This window comes from Streptomyces subrutilus (assembly GCF_008704535.1).
Lineage (GTDB): Bacteria > Actinomycetota > Actinomycetes > Streptomycetales > Streptomycetaceae > Streptomyces > Streptomyces subrutilus.
Window position 1 is genome coordinate 6077569 of sequence record NZ_CP023701.1, and the last position, 18648, is coordinate 6096216.

An 18648-nucleotide genomic window follows, 5' to 3' on the forward strand; every position below is an offset into this window, starting at 1 on the left:
CCCACCACTCGAAGAGGCTGAACCGGGTGTCGCGGATGACCCAATCCGCGGCCTTCGTCTCGCGGCTCTAGGGGACCGATGACCGAGTATGGCCGGGGCCGTGGCCCTGAACCGTGGCACCCCGAGGACCCCCTGTACGGGGACCAGGGGTGGACCGGGCACCCGACCCAGCAGGGCCAGGTGCCCTACGCCGGTGCCCAGCAGGCGTATCCGCAGGAGCCGCAGTACCAGGACCCGCAGCAGTACCAGCAGGACCCCGCGTACGCGCAGGCCCCCCAGCAGGGGTACCCGCAGGAGCCGCAGTACCAGGACCCCTCGTACCCGCAGGAGTACCAGCAGCACCCCGAGCCGCAGCAGTACCCCGTCGAACCCGGGTTCGACGACCGGCGGTACGCCGCGCCGCAGTACGCCCAGGCGCAGCAGGGCTACGCCCCTGCGCAGCAGGCCCCGCAGCAGGCCCAGCCGCAGCAGCCGGTCTACGACTCGCAGGGCTGGGACACGGGCCAGGGCCAGTACGTCGCCGCCGCCGCGCAGGCCGACGCCTACGCCGGGGTGGACCCGTACGCCCAGCAGCCGGTCAACGGCTACCCGGGGGAGACCCCCGACCTCTACACCACCGCGGAGGCCTATCCGCCCCCGCAGCCGCCCGGCCGCCGCCACCTGGAGCCGGACCCGGCCGAGGAACCGCAGGGCTCCGACCTGCTCACCGAGGAGCGCGATCCGGCCGACGGCGGCGGGGACGACGGGAACGGGACCGGCGGCCGCCGGGGCGGACGCGCGAAGGGCGACAAGCCCAAGCGCAGCGGCGCCGCCTGCCTGGTCGCCAGCCTGGTCATCGTCACGGTGCTCGGTGGTGGCGGCTACTACGGCTACACGTACCTCAAGGACCGGTTCGCCGCGGCGGAGGACTACGCCGGCTCCGGTACGGACGAGACCGTCGACGTCGAGATCCCCAAGGGCTCGGGACTGGGCCAGATGGGCCGCATCCTCAAGAAGGCCGGTGTCGTCGCGAGCGCCCAGGCCTTCGTGGACGCCGCCAACGCCAACCCCAAGGGCAAGTCGATCCAGCCTGGCATCTACCCGCTGAAGAAGCGCATGTCGGCCGCCTCCGTGGTCGAGCTCATGACAGACCCGACCAAGCTCCAGGTGCTCACCGTCACCGAGGGCATGCGCAACGCGGCGGTCTACGAGGCGATCGACCGCAAGCTCGGCAAGTCCGTGGGCACCACCCAGGAGATCGCCAAGCGCGAGGTCAAGAACCTCGGCCTGCCGGCGTGGGCCAACAACGACCCGAGGCTCATGGACCCGCTGGAGGGCTTCCTCCTCCCGATGCGCTACGACCTGAGCAAGGACAGCAGCCCCGAGTCCCTGCTCAAGGAGATGGTCAAGAACGCGACCGACAAGTACGCGGAGCTGGGGATCGAGGGCAAGGCCAAGAGCCTGGGCCTGGAGAACCCGCTCCAGGTGATCACGGTCGCCAGCCTCGTCAACGCCGAGGGCAAGAACCACGACGACTTCCGGAAGATGGCGGAGGTGGTCTACAACCGCCTCAAGAAGACCAACGACGTCACCAACCAGAAGATCGAGTTCGACTCGACGTACAACTACATCAAGGGCCAGAGCGAGATCAACTTCAACCTCAAGGAAGCCCGGAAGTTCGACCACCCCTACAACACGCACTTCGTGAAGGGGCTGCCCCCGGGCCCGATCGGCAACCCGGGCACGGACGCGCTGACCGCCACGCTCAACCCCGACCACGGCGGCTGGATGTTCTTCGTCTCGGTCGACGGCGACAAGACGAGCTTCACCCAGACCTACGACGAGCACCTCAAGCTCGTCGAGGAGTTCCAGGAACGGCAGAAGCAGAAGAACGGCGGATAGCACGACATGTCACGGATACGGGCCGCGGTGCTGGGCTCGCCCATCGAGCACTCGCTCTCACCGGTGCTGCACCGCGCCGCCTACCGGGAGCTCGGCCTCGACGACTGGACCTACGACCGGTTCGAGATCGACGAGGCCGCGCTCCCCGGATTCGTGGCGGGGCTCGGCCCCGAGTGGGCCGGGCTCTCGCTGACCATGCCGCTCAAGCGGGCGGTCATCCCGCTGCTGGACGCGGTCAGTGACACCGCCGCCTCGGTGAAGGCGGTCAACACGGTCGTCCTCACCCCGGACGGCCGCCGCCTCGGGGACAACACCGACGTCCCCGGGATCGTCGCCGCGCTCCACGAGCGCGGCATCGACGAGGTGCCCTCCGCCGCCGTCCTCGGCGCCGGCGCCACCGCCTCGTCGGCGCTGGCCGCCCTCGCGCGGATCTGCACCGGCGAGGTCACCGCGTACGTGCGCTCGTCGGCCCGGGCCGACGAGATGCGGGAGTGGGGCCGGCGGCTGGGCGTCGACGTGCGCACCGCCGACTGGTCCGCGGCCGCCGCGGCGCTGACCGCCCCCCTGGTCATCGCCACCACCCCGGCCGGGGCCACCGACGAGCTCGCCGGAGCCGTGCCCGAGGCCCCCGGCACCCTCTTCGACGTCCTCTACGACCCCTGGCCCACCGCTCTCGCCGCCGCCTGGACGGCGCGGGACGGCGCCCTCGTGGGCGGCCTGGACCTGCTGGTCCACCAGGCCGTGCTCCAGGTCGAGCAGATGACCGGCCGTCCGACCGGCCCGCTGGCGGCCATGCGCGCCGCCGGCGAGGCCGCGCTCCGCGCTCGTCACTGAGCCCCCGGTCCGCGCGCTCCGGACGCCCCCGCGCGGGGCCGTCCGGAGCGCGCGGCGGGCCCCGCCCGTCCGCCAACTGGACCGGAGGCCGTCCCACCGGCCCGGACATGGGAGGATCGGGTACGGCGGGTCAGGGCCGCGCACCCGATCGCGCCGTCGCAGTGCCAGGCGCGAGCATGAGGAGCATCGTTGAGCAGGTTGCGTTGGCTGACCGCGGGAGAGTCGCACGGACCGGCACTGGTCGCGACGCTGGAGGGTCTTCCCGCCGGCGTCCCGGTCACCACCGAGCTGGTGGCCGATCACCTGGCCCGGCGCCGGCTCGGCTATGGCCGCGGTGCCCGGATGAAGTTCGAGCAGGACGAGATCACCTTCCTCGGCGGTGTCCGCCACGGGCTGTCGCAGGGCTCGCCCATCGCGGTCATGATCGGCAACACCGAGTGGCCCAAGTGGGAGACGGTCATGTCGGCCGACCCGGTCGACCCCTCGCTGCTCAAGGACACCGGCCGCAACGCGCCGCTGACCCGTCCCCGCCCCGGCCACGCCGACCTGGCGGGCATGCAGAAGTACGGCTTCTCCGAGGCCCGGCCGATCCTGGAGCGCGCCAGCGCCCGGGAGACCGCCGCCCGCGTCGCGCTCGGCGCCGTCGCCCGCTCCTTCATCAAGGAGGCCGCGGGCATCGAGATCGTCTCGCACGTGGTGGAGCTGGCCGCGGCCAAGGCCCCGTACGGCGTCTACCCGACCCCCGCCGACGTCGACCGGCTCGACGCCGACCCGGTGCGCTGCCTCGACGCCGACGCGTCGAAGGCGATGGTCGCCGAGATCGACCAGGCCCACAAGGACGGCGACACCCTCGGCGGCGTCGTCGAGGTCCTCGCCTACGGCGTGCCGGTCGGCCTCGGCTCGCACGTGCACTGGGACCGCCGGCTCGACGCCCGCCTCGCCGCCGCCCTCATGGGCATCCAGGCCATCAAGGGCGTCGAGGTCGGGGACGGGTTCGACCTGGCCCGCGTACCCGGCTCGAAGGCTCACGACGAGATCGTCTCCACCCCCGAGGGCCTCAAGCGCACCTCCGGCCGCTCCGGCGGCACCGAGGGCGGCCTGACCACCGGTGAACTGCTGCGCGTACGGGCGGCGATGAAGCCCATCGCGACCGTGCCGCGCGCCCTCGCCACCGTGGACGTCGCCACCGGCGAGGCCACCGTCGCCCACCACCAGCGCTCCGACGTCTGCGCCGTGCCCGCCGCGGGCATCGTCGCCGAGGCCATGGTCGCCCTGGTGCTGGCCGACGCCGTCGTCGAGAAGTTCGGCGGCGACTCGGTCCCCGAGACCCGCCGCAACGTCCGCTCGTACCTCGACAACCTGCAGATCCGGTGACCCCCGCCGGACCACTGGTCGTCCTCGTCGGGCCCATGGGCTCCGGCAAGTCCACGGTGGGGGCGCTGCTCGCCGAGCGGCTCGGCGTCCCCTACCGGGACAGCGACGCCGACATCGTCGCCGCGCAGGGCCGGGAGATCGCCGACCTGTTCGTGGACGAGGGCGAGCCGTACTTCCGCGCGCTGGAGCGGGAGGCCGTCGCGGCCGCCGTCGCCGCGCACACCGGGGTCCTCGCGCTGGGCGGCGGCGCCGTCCTCGACGAGGGCACCCGCGGCCTGCTGGCCGGCCTGCCCGTCGTCTACCTGTCGATGGACGTCGAGGAAGCCGTACGCCGCGTGGGCCTGGGCGCGGCCCGCCCGCTGCTCGCGGTCAACCCGCGGCGCCAGTGGCGCGAGCTGATGGACGCCCGGCGCCCCCTGTACACCGAAGTCGCGCGCGTCGTGGTGGCCACCGACGACCGCACCCCCGAAGAGGTCGCCCAGGCGGTCCTCGACGCTCTGGAGTTGAAGGACGTATGACAGACCAGGTGACGCGGATCCAGGTGGGCGGCAGCGCCGGCCACGACCCGTACGACGTGCTGGTCGGGCGGCAGCTGCTCGGGGAGCTCGGCTCCCTGATCGGTACGCGGGCCAAGCGCGTCGCGGTGATCCACCCCGAGGCGCTGGCCTCGACCGGTGAGGCCCTGCGCGACGACCTGGCCGAGCAGGGCTTCGAGGCGGTCGCCATCCAGGTGCCGAACGCCGAGGAGGCCAAGACCGTCGAGGTGGCGGCGTACTGCTGGAAGGCGCTGGGGCAGTCCGGCTTCACCCGGACCGACGTGATCGTCGGCGTCGGCGGGGGAGCCACCACCGACCTGGCCGGCTTCGTCGCGGCCTCCTGGCTGCGCGGGGTGCGCTGGGTCGCGGTGCCGACCACCGTGCTGGCGATGGTCGACGCGGCGGTCGGCGGCAAGACGGGTATCAACACCGCCGAGGGCAAGAACCTCGTGGGCGCCTTCCACCCGCCGGCCGGCGTCCTGTGCGACCTGGCGGCGCTGGACTCCCTGCCGGTCAACGACTACGTCAGCGGCCTCGCCGAGATCATCAAGGCCGGCTTCATCTCCGACCCGGTGATCCTCGACCTGATCGAGTCGGACCCGCAGGCGGCCCGCACGCCCGCCGGCCCGCACACCGCCGAGCTCATCGTGCGGTCCATCCGGGTCAAGGCCGACGTGGTCTCCAGCGACCTCAAGGAGTCCGGACTCCGCGAGATCCTCAACTACGGCCACACCCTGGCGCACGCGATCGAGAAGAACGAGCGCTACAAGTGGCGCCACGGCGCCGCCGTCTCCGTCGGCATGGTCTTCGCCGCCGAACTGGGCCGCCTCGCGGGCCGCCTCGACGACGCCACGGCCGACCGGCACAAGGCGGTCCTGGCCTCGGTCGGGCTGCCGCTGACCTACCGCGGCGACCAGTGGCCCAAGCTGCTGGAGACCATGAAGGTCGACAAGAAGTCCCGCGGCGACCTGCTGCGGTTCATCGTCCTCGACGGGCTGGCGAAGCCGACCGTCCTGGAAGGCCCCGACCCGGCCGTGCTCGTGGCCGCGTACGGAGAGGTCGCCGCGTGAGCCGCCGCGTCCTGGTGCTGAACGGCCCGAACCTGGGCCGGCTCGGCTCGCGCGAGCCCGACGTGTACGGGGCCACCTCGTACCAGGGGCTCGTCGAGAGCTGCCGCTCGCTGGGCGGGGAGCTCGGCTTCGACGTCGAGGTCCGCGAGACCAACGACGAGGGGGAGCTCGTGCGCTGGCTGCACGAGGCGGCGGACGGCAAGATCCCCGTGGTGATCAACCCGGGGGCCTTCACGCACTACTCGTACGCGATGCGGGACGCGGCCGCCCAGCGCACCGCGCCCCTCATCGAGGTGCACATCTCCAACCCGTACGCCCGCGAGGAGTTCCGGCACACGTCGGTCATCGCCGCGGTGGCGACCGGCACGGTCGCGGGCTTCGGCATCGGTTCCTACCGGCTGGCGCTGCGCGCGCTGGCGGAGGAGACCGCGGCCTGACGTCCGGCCCGGGGGCCCGGCGGTCCTGGTGGACCGTCGGGCCCCCGGGGTCATATAACGTTCTCGCATCAGTCGCCGGAACGAGACGGAGTGGCAGCGGATGCAGCAAGGAGTGGGGGGCGGCGGCGCGGGCTGGGGACAGCCGGGACCGCATCCGGCGGCGCCCCCGCAGCCGCCGGGGCCCCCGGGACGCGGCTGGCCGGGCCACGCACCGACGCCGCCCCCCGGGGCCGGACACCACGGACCGCCGCCGGGAGCCGGCCACCACGGACCGTCCTCCGGGACGGCGCCCGGCGCCGCGCACCACGGCCCGCCCGCCGGGCCCCCGCACCCGGGCCCGCCCACGATCCCGCTGGCCCCCGTGCCCGAGGCGACCGGGCACGTCCCGCTGCCGCCGGCCGGGCCGGGCACCGGGGGGGCCACCCTCGCCGTGCTGCTGATCGGCCCGGCGGGCGCGGGCAAGACCACGGTGGCCCGCCACTGGGCCGGCACCCGTCCGGTGCCGACCGCGCACGTCAGCCTGGACGACGTACGGGAATGGGTCTGCTCGGGCTTCGCGGACCCGCAGGCCGGCTGGAACGAGCACTCCGAGGCCCAGTACCGGCTGGCCCGCCGGACCTGCGGTTTCGCCGCCCGGAACTACCTGGCCAACGGCATCTCCTGCATCCTCGACGACGCCGTCTTCCCGGACCGGCCGGTCGTCGGACTGGGCGGCTGGAAGCGGCACGTGGGCCCCGGCCTGCTGCCCGTGGTGCTGCTGCCCGGCCTGGAGATCGTCCTGGAGCGCAACGCGGCCCGCTCCGGCAACCGCAGGCTCTCCGACGAGGAGGTCGCGCGGATCCACGGCCGCATGGCCGGCTGGTACGGCTCGGGCCTGCCGATCATCGACAACTCCCACCTCGACGTCGAGGGCACCGCCCGCGCCCTCGACGAGGTCCTGGCCCGCGCCATAGCGGCCCCCACGGCCTGGTAGCCGCGCGGCCGGGCGGCCGGGGCCTCCCGGCCGCCCGTACCCGCAGCCGCCCGTACCCGCAGCCGCCCGTACCCGCAGCCGCCCGTACCCGCAGCCGCCCGTACCCGCAGCCGCCCGTACCCGCAGCCGCCCGTACCCGCAGCCGCCCGTACCCGCAGCCGCCCGTACCCGCAGCCGCCCGTACCCGCAGCCGCCCGTACCCGCAGCCGCTCCTACCCGCGCCCGCCCCTACCCGGGGCCCCGGGCCCGGCGCGGGTCCGCCGGGGTCGGGCGGACCGCCCGCCGTTGCCCCTGCCGGCCGCGCTCGCCGGGCCGGATGCGCGGGTCGCTCGTACGCTCGAAGACATGTCAGACGTGTACGCCGCCCGCCGGGACCTGCTCCGCGACCGCTGCGCCGCAGCGGGCAACGCCGCCGCGCTGATCTCGCGGCCGGCGAACGTCCGCTACCTGTCCGGTGCGTCCCCGCTGGGCGCCGTCCTGCTCGTCGGCCCCGCCGAGGACGTGCTGTTCTGCACCGGCGCCCCCACGGGCGAAGCCGACGAAGGCCGCCTCGACGACGGGCTGCGGATCTCCGTCCTGCCCGCCCCCGGCAGCGACCCGGCCGTCGCGGCCGCCGACATGGCGGCCGCGGTGCGCGCGGACTCGCTGGCGGTGGAGGAGCACCACCTGACCGTCGGCCGGCACCGCGCGCTGCGCTCGGTGGCCCCCGCCCTGCGCCTGGCCGACCTGGGTTCGGCGGTCGAACAGCAGCGCCTGGTCAAGGACGAACAGGAGATCGCCTGCCTGCGGATCGCCGCCGAGATCGCCGACCAGGCCCTCGGGGAGCTGCTGGAGTCCATCCTCGTCGGCCGCACCGAACGCCACCTGGCCCTGGAGCTGGAGCGCCGGCTCGTCGACCACGGCGCCGACGGCCCCGCCTTCCCCACCTCCGTCGGCACCGGCCCCCACTCCGGCCGTTCCCGTCACCGGCCGTCGGACCGGCGGGTGGAGGAGGGCGACTTCCTGACCGTCAGCCTCGGCGCGAACTACCGCGGCTACCGGTGCGAGATCGGCCGCACCTTCGTCATCGGGACCACGCCCGCGGACTGGCAGATCCAGCTCTACGACCTCGTCTTCGCCGCTCAGCGGGCCGGACGGGAGGCCCTGCTGCCGGGGGCCGCCTACCGTGACGTGGATCATGCGGCCCGCTCGGTGCTGGACTCGGCGGGCCACGGCGAGGCGCTCGCGCCGTCGACCGGGCACGGGGTGGGTCTCGAAATCGACGAGGACCCGCAGCTTGCACCTACGGCCATGGGTAAACTGGACGCTTGCGTGCCGGTCACCGTCGAACCGGGGGTTCACCTCCCGGGCCGGGGCGGTGTCCGGATCGATGACACGCTCGTCGTGCGCCCCGAGGCGGACGGCGGTCCCGAGCTACTCACCATTACGACCAAGGAGCTGCTCGCGCTCTAGTCCGGCCGCCGGACTGTGCGCGCACCCGTGGTCTTCCAGTGCAGGAGATTCCGCAACCGTGGCTTCCACGAACGACCTCAAGAACGGCATGGTGCTGAAGCTCGACGGGGGCCAGCTCTGGTCCGTCGTCGAGTTCCAGCACGTCAAGCCCGGCAAGGGCCCGGCCTTCGTGCGTACCAAGCTGAAGAGCGTCATGTCCGGCAAGGTCGTCGACAAGACGTTCAACGCCGGCACCAAGGTCGAGACGGCCACCATCGACCGCCGTGACATGCAGTTCTCGTACATGGACGGCGACTACTTCGTCTTCATGGACATGAGCACCTTCGACCAGCTCATGGTCGACCGCAAGGCCGTCGGCGACGCCGCCAACTTCCTCATCGAGGGCTTCACCGCCTCCGTCGCCCAGCACGAGGGCGAGGTGCTCTACGTCGAGCTCCCGGCCGCGGTCGAGCTCAAGATCGAGCACACCGACCCGGGCGTCCAGGGCGACCGCTCCACCGGTGGCACCAAGCCCGCCACCCTGGAGACCGGTTACGAGATCCAGGTGCCGCTGTTCGTCACCACCGGCGAGACGGTCAAGGTCGACACCCGCACCAGCGACTACCTCGGCCGGAAGAGCGGCAACTAACCCGTGGCTGCTCGGAGCAATGCGCGCAAGCGCGCCTTCCAGATCCTGTTCGAGGCCGACCAGCGCGGCGTGCCCGTGCGCGAGGTCCTCGCGGACTGGATCCGCCACTCGCGGTCGGACGACCGGCAGCCGCCGGTCAGCGACTTCACGATGGATCTCGTCGAGGGTTACGCCGACAAGGTGAACCGCATCGACGACCTGATCGTCACCTACGCCGTGGACTGGGAACTCGACCGCATGCCGGTCGCGGACCGCAACATCCTGCGGCTCGGTGCCTACGAGCTGATCTGGGTGGACGACACCCCGGACGCCGTGGCCATCGACGAGGCCGTCCAGCTGGCCAAGGAGTTCTCGACGGACGAGTCCCCCTCGTTCGTGAACGGGCTGCTCGCCCGGTTCAAGGAGCTGAAGCCGAACCTGCGCCGCAGCGAGAGCTGACCGCGCACCCACCGGCTCCGCGTCCTTCCGGAAGGGCCCGCAACGCAGCGCGTTGCGGGCCCTTCCGGCTGCCGCGGCCCCGGCGGACCCCCGGGAGCACGAAAAACCGGTGGGTGGCCGGGACCCCTTACGAGGTCCCGGCCACCCACCGGTAAACGTTTCTGCTGGGCCCGGGCCCGAGGACTCAGGCGTCCTCGTGGGCCACGGCGCGCCGGGCGTCCGCGTCCAGCACGCCCCAGCTGATCAGCTGCTCGGTCAGGACCGAGGGCGACTGGTCGTAGATGACGGCGAGAGTGCGCAGGTCGTCCTGGCGGATCGACAGCACCTTGCCGTTGTAGTCGCCTCGCTGGCTCTGGATGGTCGCCGCGTACCGCTGGAGCGGGCCGGCCTTCTCGGCGGGCACGCCCGCCAGGCGCTCCAGGTCGAGGCGCAGCTTCGGCGGCGGCTCGGCCGCTCCGCCGGGGGTCGTGCCCGGCAGCAGCTCCTGCACCGGCACCCCGTAGAAGTCCGCCAGCTCGGCAAGGCGCTGGACGGTCACGGCGCGGTCCCCGCGCTCGTAGGAACCGACCACGACGGCCTTCCAACGGCCCTGGGACTTCTCCTCGACACCGTGGAGGGAGAGGCCCTGCTGGGTGCGGATGGCGCGGAGCTTGGCCCCGAGCTGTTTGGCGTATTCGCTGGACATAACGCTCCCGGACGCTGTGACGCTGTGACGACATGGACAACGTGCGGCTCCGCCGCGCGGCTGGTAACTCACTGTGAGGTTACGCAGCGTTACTTGGATGCGTCAAGCCGAACGGTTGCCCAGGCCCCCTCCCGGCGACCCTCCGCCGCCCCCTGCGCGAGCCCCGGCGCCGGCCCGGTGGCGGGCCTCCGCCGGCACCCTGGTACCGTGTGAGACGTACATCAGACGTCCTTTAAGGTCCGTCCCGTGAGGCGGAGAAGGAGGTCCTTTTCATGGACACTCAGAACGACGCCCGAAACGGCTCCGAGCCGGGCCGGACCGACGCGGCGCGCCCCGTACTGGAGGCGCAGGACATCGCCCGGGTCCTGACCCGCATCGCCCACGAGATCGTCGAACGCGCCAAGGGCGCCGACGACGTGGTGCTCCTCGGCATCCCCACCCGCGGCGTGTTCCTCGCCCGCCGGCTGGCCGCCAAGCTCGAAGAGATCACCGGTACGAAGATCCCGGTCGGCTCCCTCGACATCACCATGTACCGCGACGACCTCCGGATGAAGCCGGCCCGCGCCATCGGCCGGACCGAGATCCCGGGGGACGACCTCGACGGCCGCCTCGTCGTCCTCGTCGACGACGTGCTCTTCTCCGGCCGCACCATCCGCGCCGCCCTCGACGCCCTCGGCGACCTCGGCCGCCCCCGGGCCGTCCAGCTCGCCGTCCTCGTCGACCGCGGCCACCGCGAACTGCCGATCCGCGCCGACTACGTCGGCAAGAACCTCCCGACGTCGCTCCGGGAGACCGTCCGGGTCCTGCTCCAGGAGGAGGACGGCCGAGACGCCGTGCTGCTCGGCCAGCGGACCCCCGGGACGGCCGGGCAGTAGCCCGCACCGCCGGCACGGGTCCCCGCGGGGTCCGCGCCGCAGTCCGCCCTGCCCCGCCCGCACCCGGCATGCCGTCGGCCTGCCCGCCCTCCCGACCTACGGAGCCATCCAGATGAAGCGCCACCTCATCTCGGCCGCCGATCTCACGCGCGACGACGCCGTCCTGATCCTCGACACCGCCGAGGAGATGGCCCGCGTCGCGGACCGGCCGATCAAGAAGCTGCCCACCCTGCGCGGCCTCACCGTCGTCAACCTCTTCTTCGAGGACTCGACCCGCACCCGGATCTCCTTCGAGGCGGCCGCCAAGCGCCTCTCCGCCGACGTCATCAACTTCTCCGCCAAGGGCTCCTCCGTTTCCAAGGGCGAATCCCTGAAGGACACCGCGCTGACCCTGGAGGCCATGGGCGCCGACGCGGTGGTCATCCGCCACCACGCCTCCGGCGCCCCCTACCGGCTCGCGACCTCCGGCTGGATCGACTCCGCCGTGGTCAACGCCGGCGACGGCACCCACGAGCACCCCACCCAGGCCCTGCTGGACGCCTTCACCATGCGCCGCCGCCTCGTCGGCCGCGACGCCGGCCTCGGCAAGGACCTCGACGGCCGCCGCATCACCATCGTCGGCGACGTCCTGCACAGCCGCGTCGCCCGCTCCAACGTGCAGCTGCTGCACACGCTCGGCGCGCAGGTCACCGTGGTCGCCCCGCCCACGCTCGTGCCGATCGGCGTCGAGAGCTGGCCGTGCGAGGTCTCCTACGACCTCGACCGGGTGCTGCCGCAGTCCGACGCCGTCATGATGCTGCGCGTGCAGCGCGAACGCATGAACGCCGCCTTCTTCCCGACCGAGCGCGAGTACTCCCGCCGCTACGGGCTCGACGGCGACCGCATGGCGAAGATGCCCGAGCACGCCATCGTGATGCACCCCGGCCCGATGAACCGCGGCATGGAGATCACCGCCCAGGTCGCCGACTCCGACCGCTGCACGGCCGTCGAGCAGGTCGCCAACGGCGTCTCCACCCGGATGGCCGTCCTGTACCTGCTGCTCGGAGGCTCCGAGCCCGCCGTCACCACCACCCCCGCCGCCCGCACCGAGGAGAGCAAGTAACGATGAGCAAGATCCTGATCCGTGGTGCGAAGGTGCTCGGCGGCGAGGCGCAGGACGTCCTGATCGACGGCGAGACCATCGCCGAGGTCGGCACCGACCTCCAGGCCGGCGACGCGACCGTCATCGAGGCCCGGGGGCAGGTCCTCCTCCCCGGCCTCGTCGACCTGCACACCCACCTGCGCGAGCCTGGCCGCGAGGACTCCGAGACCGTCCTCACCGGCACCCGCGCCGCCGCCGCCGGCGGCTACACCGCCGTCTTCGCCATGGCGAACACCTTCCCGGTCGCCGACACCGCCGGCGTCGTCGAACAGGTCTGGCGCCTGGGCAGGGAATCCGGCTACTGCGACGTGCAGCCCATCGGCGCCGTCACCGTCGGCCTGGAGGGCAAGCAGCTCGCCGAGCTCGGCGCCATGCACGACTCCGCCGCCCGCGTCACCGTCTTCTCCGACGACGGCAAGTGCGTGGACGACGCCGTGATCATGCGCCGCGCCCTGGAGTACGTGAAGGCCTTCGGCGGCGTCGTCGCCCAGCACGCCCAGGAGCCCCGCCTGACCGAGGGCGCCCAGATGAACGAGGGCGTCGTCTCCGCCGAGCTCGGCCTGGGCGGCTGGCCGGCCGTCGCCGAGGAGTCGGTCATCGCCCGCGACGTCCTGCTCGCCGAGCACGTCGGCTCCCGCGTCCACATCTGCCACCTCTCCACCGCCGGCTCCGTCGAGATCGTCCGCTGGGCCAAGTCCCGCGGCATCGACGTCACCGCCGAGGTCACCCCGCACCACCTCCTGCTCACCGAGGAGCTCGTGCGCTCGTACAACGCCGTCTACAAGGTCAACCCGCCGCTGCGCACCGAGCGCGACGTGCTGGCCCTGCGCGAGGCGCTCGCCGACGGCACGATCGACATCGTCGCCACCGACCACGCCCCGCACCCGCACGAGGACAAGGACTGCGAGTGGGCCGCCGCCGCCATGGGCATGGTGGGGCTGGAGACCGCCCTGTCCGTCGTCCAGCAGACGATGGTGGAGACCGGACTGCTCGACTGGGCCGGCGTCGCGGAGCGGATGTCCTTCGCCCCGGCGCGCATCGGCGGCCTGGAGAACCACGGCCGTCCCGTCTCGGCAGGTGAACCCGCGAACCTGACCTTGGTGGATACCTCGTACCGTGGTGTCGTGGACCCCGCACAGTTCGCCTCCCGCAGCCGCAACACGCCCTACGAGGGTCGCGAGCTGCCGGGACGCGTCACACACACCTTCCTGCGGGGCCGGGCAACGGTCGTGGACGGGACGCTGGCGTGACACCTGCAGTAATCCAACTGGCCGCAGAGGCCGCCGAACGACGGTCGGCGGAGGTGACGGACTGGGGCGAACGCATCGCCTGGGTCGTCGGGCTCCTCGTCTTCATCGCGTTCGTGTACTGGCTCATGCGCCAGGGCTGGAAATGGCGCGGCGCCCTGCAGAACGACCTGCCGGAGCTGCCCGCCGCCCCCGACGGCCTCCCCGAGCACCGGCTGGCCCTGACCGGCCGGTACCACGGGTCCACCACCGCCGGGCAGTGGCTCGACCGGATCGTCGCCCACGGCCTGGGCGTCCGCAGCCGGGTCGAGCTCACGCTCACCGACGCGGGCCTGGACGTGGTCCGACCGGGTGCCACCGACTTCTTCGTACCGGCCGCGCAGCTGCGCGGCGCCCGCCTCGACAAGGGGATCGCGGGCAAGGTACTCACCGAGGGCGGTCTCCTCGTCGTCACCTGGGCGCACGGCGACAAGCTGATCGACTCCGGATTCCGCTCCGACCGCGCGGCCGAACACGCCGCCTGGGTCGAAGCCGTCAATCTCATGAACCAATCCATCACGACGGAAGGCGCCGAACGATGACGACCTCCACCAGGGGAGCAGCCAAAGCTCCCGCCGTACTCGTCCTGGAGGACGGCCGCATCTTCCGCGGCCGTGCCTACGGCGCTGTGGGGGAGACCTTCGGCGAGGCCGTGTTCTCCACCGGCATGACCGGCTACCAGGAGACCCTCACCGACCCGTCGTACCACCGGCAGGTCGTCGTGATGACCGCCCCGCACGTGGGCAACACCGGGGTCAACGACGAGGACCCCGAATCCTCCCGCATCTGGGTCGCCGGGTACGTCGTGCGCGACCCCGCCCGGGTGCCGTCCAACTGGCGCTCCCGGCGCTCGCTGGACGAGGAGCTCGTCCGGCAGGGCGTCGTCGGGATCTCCGGCATCGACACCCGCGCCCTCACCCGCCACCTGCGCGAGCGCGGTGCCATGCGGGTCGGCATCTTCTCGGGCGACACCTGGACCGGCGTGCGCGACGAGGCCCTGCTCGCCCGGGTCCAGGCCGCTCCGCAGATGAAGGGCGCCGACCTCGCCGCCGAGGTCGCCACCAAGGAGGCGTACGTCGTCCCCGCGATCGGCGAGAAGCGCTTCACCGTGGCCGCCGTCGACCTCGGCATCAAGGGCATGACCCCGCACCGGATGGCCGAGCGCGGCATCGAGGTGCACGTGCTGCCCGCCACCGCCACCGTCGAGGACGTGTACGCGGTCGAGCCGGACGGCGTGTTCTTCTCCAACGGCCCCGGCGACCCCGCCACCGCCGACGGCCCCGTCGCCGTCATGCAGGGCGTCCTGGAACGGCGCACCCCGCTCTTCGGCATCTGCTTCGGCAACCAGATCCTGGGCCGCGCGCTCGGCTTCGGCACGTACAAGCTGAAGTACGGCCACCGCGGCATCAACCAGCCGGTGCAGGACCGCACCACCGGCAAGGTCGAGATCACCGCGCACAACCACGGCTTCGCCGTCGACGCGCCCCTCGACAAGGTCTCCGACACGGCCTACGGCCGCGCCGAGGTCTCCCACGTCTGCCTGAACGACCAGGTCGTCGAGGGCCTCCAGCTGCTCGACCAGCCGGCCTTCTCCGTCCAGTACCACCCCGAGGCGGCCGCCGGCCCGCACGACGCCGCGTACCTCTTCGACCGCTTCACGTCTTTGATGGAAACCGCCCAGATGGAGGCCGAGCGTGCCTAAGCGCACCGATATCCAGTCCGTCCTGGTCATCGGCTCCGGCCCGATCGTCATCGGCCAGGCCGCCGAGTTCGACTACTCCGGCACCCAGGCCTGCCGCATCCTCAAGGCCGAGGGCCTGCGGGTCATCCTGGTCAACTCCAACCCCGCGACGATCATGACCGACCCGGAGATCGCCGACGCCACGTACGTCGAGCCGATCACCCCCGAGTTCGTCGAGAAGATCATCGCGAAGGAGCGCCCCGACGCGCTCCTGCCCACCCTCGGCGGCCAGACCGCGCTGAACACCGCGATCTCCATGCACGAGCAGGGCGTACTGGAGAAGTACGGCGTCGAGCTCATCGGCGCGAACGTCGAGGCCATCAACAAGGGCGAGGACCGCGAGCTCTTCAAGGGCGTCGTCGAGGCCGTCCACGCCAAGATCGGCCACGGCGAGTCCGCCCGCTCGGTGATCTGCCACACGATGGACGACGTCATCAACGGCGTCGAGACCCTCGGCGGCTACCCCGTCGTCGTGCGCCCGTCCTTCACCATGGGCGGCGCCGGCTCCGGCTTCGCCCACGACGAGGACGAGCTGCGCCGCATCGCCGGCCAGGGCCTCACGCTCTCCCCGACCACCGAGGTGCTCCTGGAGGAGTCCATCCTCGGCTGGAAGGAGTACGAGCTGGAGCTGATGCGCGACACCAAGGACAACGTGGTCGTCGTCTGCTCCATCGAGAACTTCGACCCGATGGGCGTCCACACCGGCGACTCGATCACCGTCGCCCCCGCGATGACGCTCACCGACCGCGAGTACCAGCGGCTGCGCGACATCGGCATCGCGATCATCCGCGAGGTCGGCGTCGACACCGGCGGCTGCAACATCCAGTTCGCGATCGACCCGGCCGACGGCCGCGTCATCGTCATCGAGATGAACCCGCGCGTCTCGCGCTCCTCGGCCCTCGCGTCGAAGGCCACCGGCTTCCCGATCGCCAAGATCGCCGCCAAGCTGGCCATCGGCTACACCCTCGACGAGGTCCCCAACGACATCACCGAGAAGACGCCGGCCTCCTTCGAGCCGTCCCTCGACTACGTCGTCGTCAAGGCCCCGCGCTTCGCCTTCGAGAAGTTCCCGGCCGCCGACGCCACCCTCACCACCACCATGAAGTCGGTCGGCGAGGCCATGGCCATCGGCCGCAACTTCACCGAGGCCCTCCAGAAGGCCCTGCGCTCCCTGGAGAAGAAGGGCTCCCAGTTCACCTTCGTCGGCCCCGTCGGCGACAAGGAGGAACTGCTCGCCACCGCGGTCCGCCCCACCGACGGCCGCATCAACACCGTCATGCAGGCCATCCGCGCCGGCGCCACCCAGGAGGAGGTCTTCGCGTACACGAGGATCGACCCCTGGTTCGTCGACCAGCTCTTCCTCATCAAGGAGATCGCGGACGAGCTCGCCGCAGCCGAGAAGCTCCACCCCGCGCTGCTCGCCGAGGCCAAGCGCCACGGCTTCTCCGACGCCCAGATCGCCGACATCCGCGGCCTGCGCGAGGACGTCGTGCGCGAGGTCCGCCACGCGCTGGGCGTCCGCCCGGTCTACAAGACGGTCGACACCTGCGCCGCCGAGTTCGCCGCCAAGACCCCGTACTTCTACTCCTCGTACGACGAGGAGTCCGAGGTCGCGCCCCGCACCAAGCCCGCGGTGATCATCCTGGGCTCCGGCCCGAACCGCATCGGCCAGGGCATCGAGTTCGACTACTCCTGCGTCCACGCCTCCTTCGCGCTGCACGACGCCGGGTACGAGACCGTGATGGTCAACTGCAACCCCGAGACCGTCTCCACGGACTACGACACCTCCGACCGCCTGTACTTCGAGCCGCTGACGCTCGAAGACGTGCTGGAGATCGTCCACGCCGAGTCGCTGGCCGGCCCCATCGCCGGCGTCATCGTCCAGCTCGGCGGCCAGACCCCCCTCGGTCTCGCCCAGGCGCTCAAGGACAACGGCGTCCCCGTCGTCGGCACCTCCCCGGAGGCCATCCACGCCGCCGAGGACCGCGGCGCCTTCGGCCAGGTCCTCGCCGACGCCGGCCTGCCCGCGCCCAAGCACGGCACCGCCACCACCTTCCCCGGTGCCAAGGCCATCGCCGACGAGATCGGCTACCCGGTCCTGGTGCGCCCGTCCTACGTGCTCGGCGGCCGCGGCATGGAGATCGTCTACGACGAGACCCGCCTGGAGTCGTACATCGCCGAGTCCACCGAGATCTCCCCGACCCGCCCCGTGCTGGTCGACCGCTTCCTCGACGACGCGATCGAGATCGACGTCGACGCGCTCTACGACGGCCACGAGCTCTACCTCGGCGGCGTCATGGAGCACATCGAGGAAGCCGGCATCCACTCCGGCGACTCCGCCTGCGCGCTGCCCCCGATCACCCTCGGCGGCTACGACATCAAGCGCCTGCGGACCTCCACCGAGGCCATCGCCAAGGGCGTCGGCGTCCGCGGACTGATCAACATCCAGTTCGCGCTGGCCGGCGACATCCTCTACGTCCTGGAGGCCAACCCGCGCGCCTCCCGCACCGTCCCCTTCACCTCGAAGGCGACCGCCGTCCCGCTCGCGAAGGCCGCCGCCCGCATCTCGCTCGGCACCACCATCGCCGAGCTCCGCGAGGAGGGCCTGCTCCCGAAGAACGGCGACGGCGGCACCCTGCCGCTCGACGCGCCGATCTCCGTCAAGGAGGCCGTCATGCCGTGGTCGCGCTTCCGCGACATCCACGGCCGCGGCGTCGACACCGTCCTCGGCCCGGAGATGCGCTCCACCGGCGAGGTCATGGGCATCGACTCGGTCTTCGGCACGGCGTACGCCAAGTCGCAGGCCGGCGCCTACGGTCCGCTGCCCACCAAGGGCCGCGCGTTCATCTCCGTCGCCAACCGCGACAAGCGCTCGATGATCTTCCCGGCCCGCGAGCTGGTCGCCCACGGCTTCGAGCTGATGGCCACCTCGGGCACCGCCGAGGTGCTGCGCCGCAACGGCATCAACGCCACCGTGGTGCGCAAGCTCAGCGAGGGCGAGGGCCCCAACGGCGAGAAGAACATCGTCCAGCTGATCCACGACGGCCAGGTCGACCTGATCGTCAACACCCCGTACGGCACCGGCGGCCGCCTCGACGGCTACGAGATCCGTACGGCCGCGGTCGCCCGCAGCGTCCCGTGCCTCACCACGGTGCAGGCGCTGGCCGCGGCCGTGCAGGGCATCGAGGCGCTCGGCCACGGCGACGTGGGCGTCCGCTCGCTCCAGGAGCACGCGGAGCACTTGACCGCAGCCCGCGACTAGCAGCCCGTACAGGGGAGGGGGACACCGGGATCGCC

17 protein-coding genes are annotated in these 18648 nt (G+C 72.2%); 16 read left to right on the forward strand and 1 reads right to left on the reverse strand.

The features are described from left to right. Positions 1-78: 78 nt before the first annotated feature. The 10 genes from mltG to nusB all read left to right on the forward strand — a co-directional run bounded on the left by mltG (position 79) and on the right by nusB (position 9623). Positions 79-1881 carry an endolytic transglycosylase MltG gene (mltG, locus tag CP968_RS27030; protein ID WP_150520476.1) on the forward strand — a complete coding sequence of 601 codons (1803 nt, stop codon included), beginning with the start codon at positions 79-81 and terminating at the stop codon, positions 1879-1881. Positions 1882-1887: 6 nt separating this feature from the next. Further along, a complete protein-coding gene (locus CP968_RS27035; protein WP_150520477.1) occupies positions 1888-2715 on the forward strand; it encodes a shikimate dehydrogenase in 828 nt (275 codons plus the stop codon). Positions 2716-2904: 189 nt separating this feature from the next. Then, positions 2905-4089 (forward strand): chorismate synthase, encoded by a 1185-nt coding sequence (gene aroC, locus CP968_RS27040; protein ID WP_150520478.1) that lies wholly within the window; start codon positions 2905-2907, stop codon positions 4087-4089. A gap of 35 nt (positions 4090-4124) precedes the next feature. Next, positions 4125-4607 carry a shikimate kinase gene (locus CP968_RS27045; RefSeq protein ID WP_150522149.1) on the forward strand — a complete coding sequence of 161 codons (483 nt, stop codon included), beginning with the start codon at positions 4125-4127 and terminating at the stop codon, positions 4605-4607. Further along, a complete protein-coding gene (gene aroB / locus CP968_RS27050) occupies positions 4604-5695 on the forward strand; it encodes a 3-dehydroquinate synthase (RefSeq protein ID WP_150520479.1) in 1092 nt (363 codons plus the stop codon). The genes CP968_RS27045 and aroB overlap by 4 nt, the downstream gene beginning before the upstream one ends. Continuing rightward, the gene (aroQ, locus tag CP968_RS27055; RefSeq protein WP_150520480.1) at positions 5692-6132 is read left to right on the forward strand and encodes a type II 3-dehydroquinate dehydratase; all 441 of its coding nucleotides are present in this window, start codon (positions 5692-5694) and stop codon (positions 6130-6132) included. Before aroB ends, aroQ begins: the two co-directional genes overlap by 4 nt. Positions 6133-6232: 100 nt before the next feature. Further along, positions 6233-7105: an AAA family ATPase gene (locus CP968_RS27060; protein WP_167536854.1), complete on the forward strand. Its 873-nt coding sequence runs from the start codon at positions 6233-6235 to the stop codon at positions 7103-7105. Between the two features lie 345 nt (positions 7106-7450). After that, positions 7451-8557 (forward strand): aminopeptidase P family protein, encoded by a 1107-nt coding sequence (locus tag CP968_RS27065; protein ID WP_150520481.1) that lies wholly within the window; start codon positions 7451-7453, stop codon positions 8555-8557. Between the two features lie 58 nt (positions 8558-8615). After that, a complete protein-coding gene (gene efp / locus CP968_RS27070; protein WP_150520482.1) occupies positions 8616-9185 on the forward strand; it encodes an elongation factor P in 570 nt (189 codons plus the stop codon). 3 nt (positions 9186-9188) lie between these two features. Beyond that, positions 9189-9623: a transcription antitermination factor NusB gene (gene nusB, locus CP968_RS27075; RefSeq protein ID WP_150520483.1), complete on the forward strand. Its 435-nt coding sequence runs from the start codon at positions 9189-9191 to the stop codon at positions 9621-9623. Positions 9624-9807: 184 nt separating this feature from the next. On the opposite strand, the gene bldD is transcribed toward nusB, so the two are convergent. Then, positions 9808-10308 (reverse strand): transcriptional regulator BldD, encoded by a 501-nt coding sequence (bldD, locus tag CP968_RS27080; protein WP_030841550.1) that lies wholly within the window; start codon positions 10306-10308, stop codon positions 9808-9810. A gap of 272 nt (positions 10309-10580) precedes the next feature. Here bldD and pyrR point away from each other — a divergent pair, with 272 nt between their 5' ends. The 6 genes from pyrR to carB all read left to right on the forward strand — a co-directional run bounded on the left by pyrR (position 10581) and on the right by carB (position 18613). Beyond that, the gene (gene pyrR, locus CP968_RS27085; RefSeq protein WP_150520484.1) at positions 10581-11183 is read left to right on the forward strand and encodes a bifunctional pyr operon transcriptional regulator/uracil phosphoribosyltransferase PyrR; all 603 of its coding nucleotides are present in this window, start codon (positions 10581-10583) and stop codon (positions 11181-11183) included. A gap of 112 nt (positions 11184-11295) precedes the next feature. After that, on the forward strand, positions 11296-12285 hold the full coding sequence (locus CP968_RS27090) for an aspartate carbamoyltransferase catalytic subunit (RefSeq protein ID WP_150520485.1): 990 nt from the start codon (positions 11296-11298) through the stop codon (positions 12283-12285). Between the two features lie 2 nt (positions 12286-12287). Beyond that, positions 12288-13574 (forward strand): dihydroorotase, encoded by a 1287-nt coding sequence (locus CP968_RS27095; RefSeq protein WP_150520486.1) that lies wholly within the window; start codon positions 12288-12290, stop codon positions 13572-13574. Further along, entirely contained in the window at positions 13571-14152 is a 582-nt protein-coding gene (locus CP968_RS27100) for a PH-like domain-containing protein (RefSeq protein ID WP_150520487.1), read from the forward strand. Before CP968_RS27095 ends, CP968_RS27100 begins: the two co-directional genes overlap by 4 nt. Continuing rightward, positions 14149-15312: a glutamine-hydrolyzing carbamoyl-phosphate synthase small subunit gene (carA, locus tag CP968_RS27105; protein ID WP_150520488.1), complete on the forward strand. Its 1164-nt coding sequence runs from the start codon at positions 14149-14151 to the stop codon at positions 15310-15312. The genes CP968_RS27100 and carA overlap by 4 nt, the downstream gene beginning before the upstream one ends. Further along, positions 15305-18613: a carbamoyl-phosphate synthase large subunit gene (gene carB / locus CP968_RS27110; protein WP_150520489.1), complete on the forward strand. Its 3309-nt coding sequence runs from the start codon at positions 15305-15307 to the stop codon at positions 18611-18613. The genes carA and carB overlap by 8 nt, the downstream gene beginning before the upstream one ends. Positions 18614-18648: the final 35 nt, after the last annotated feature.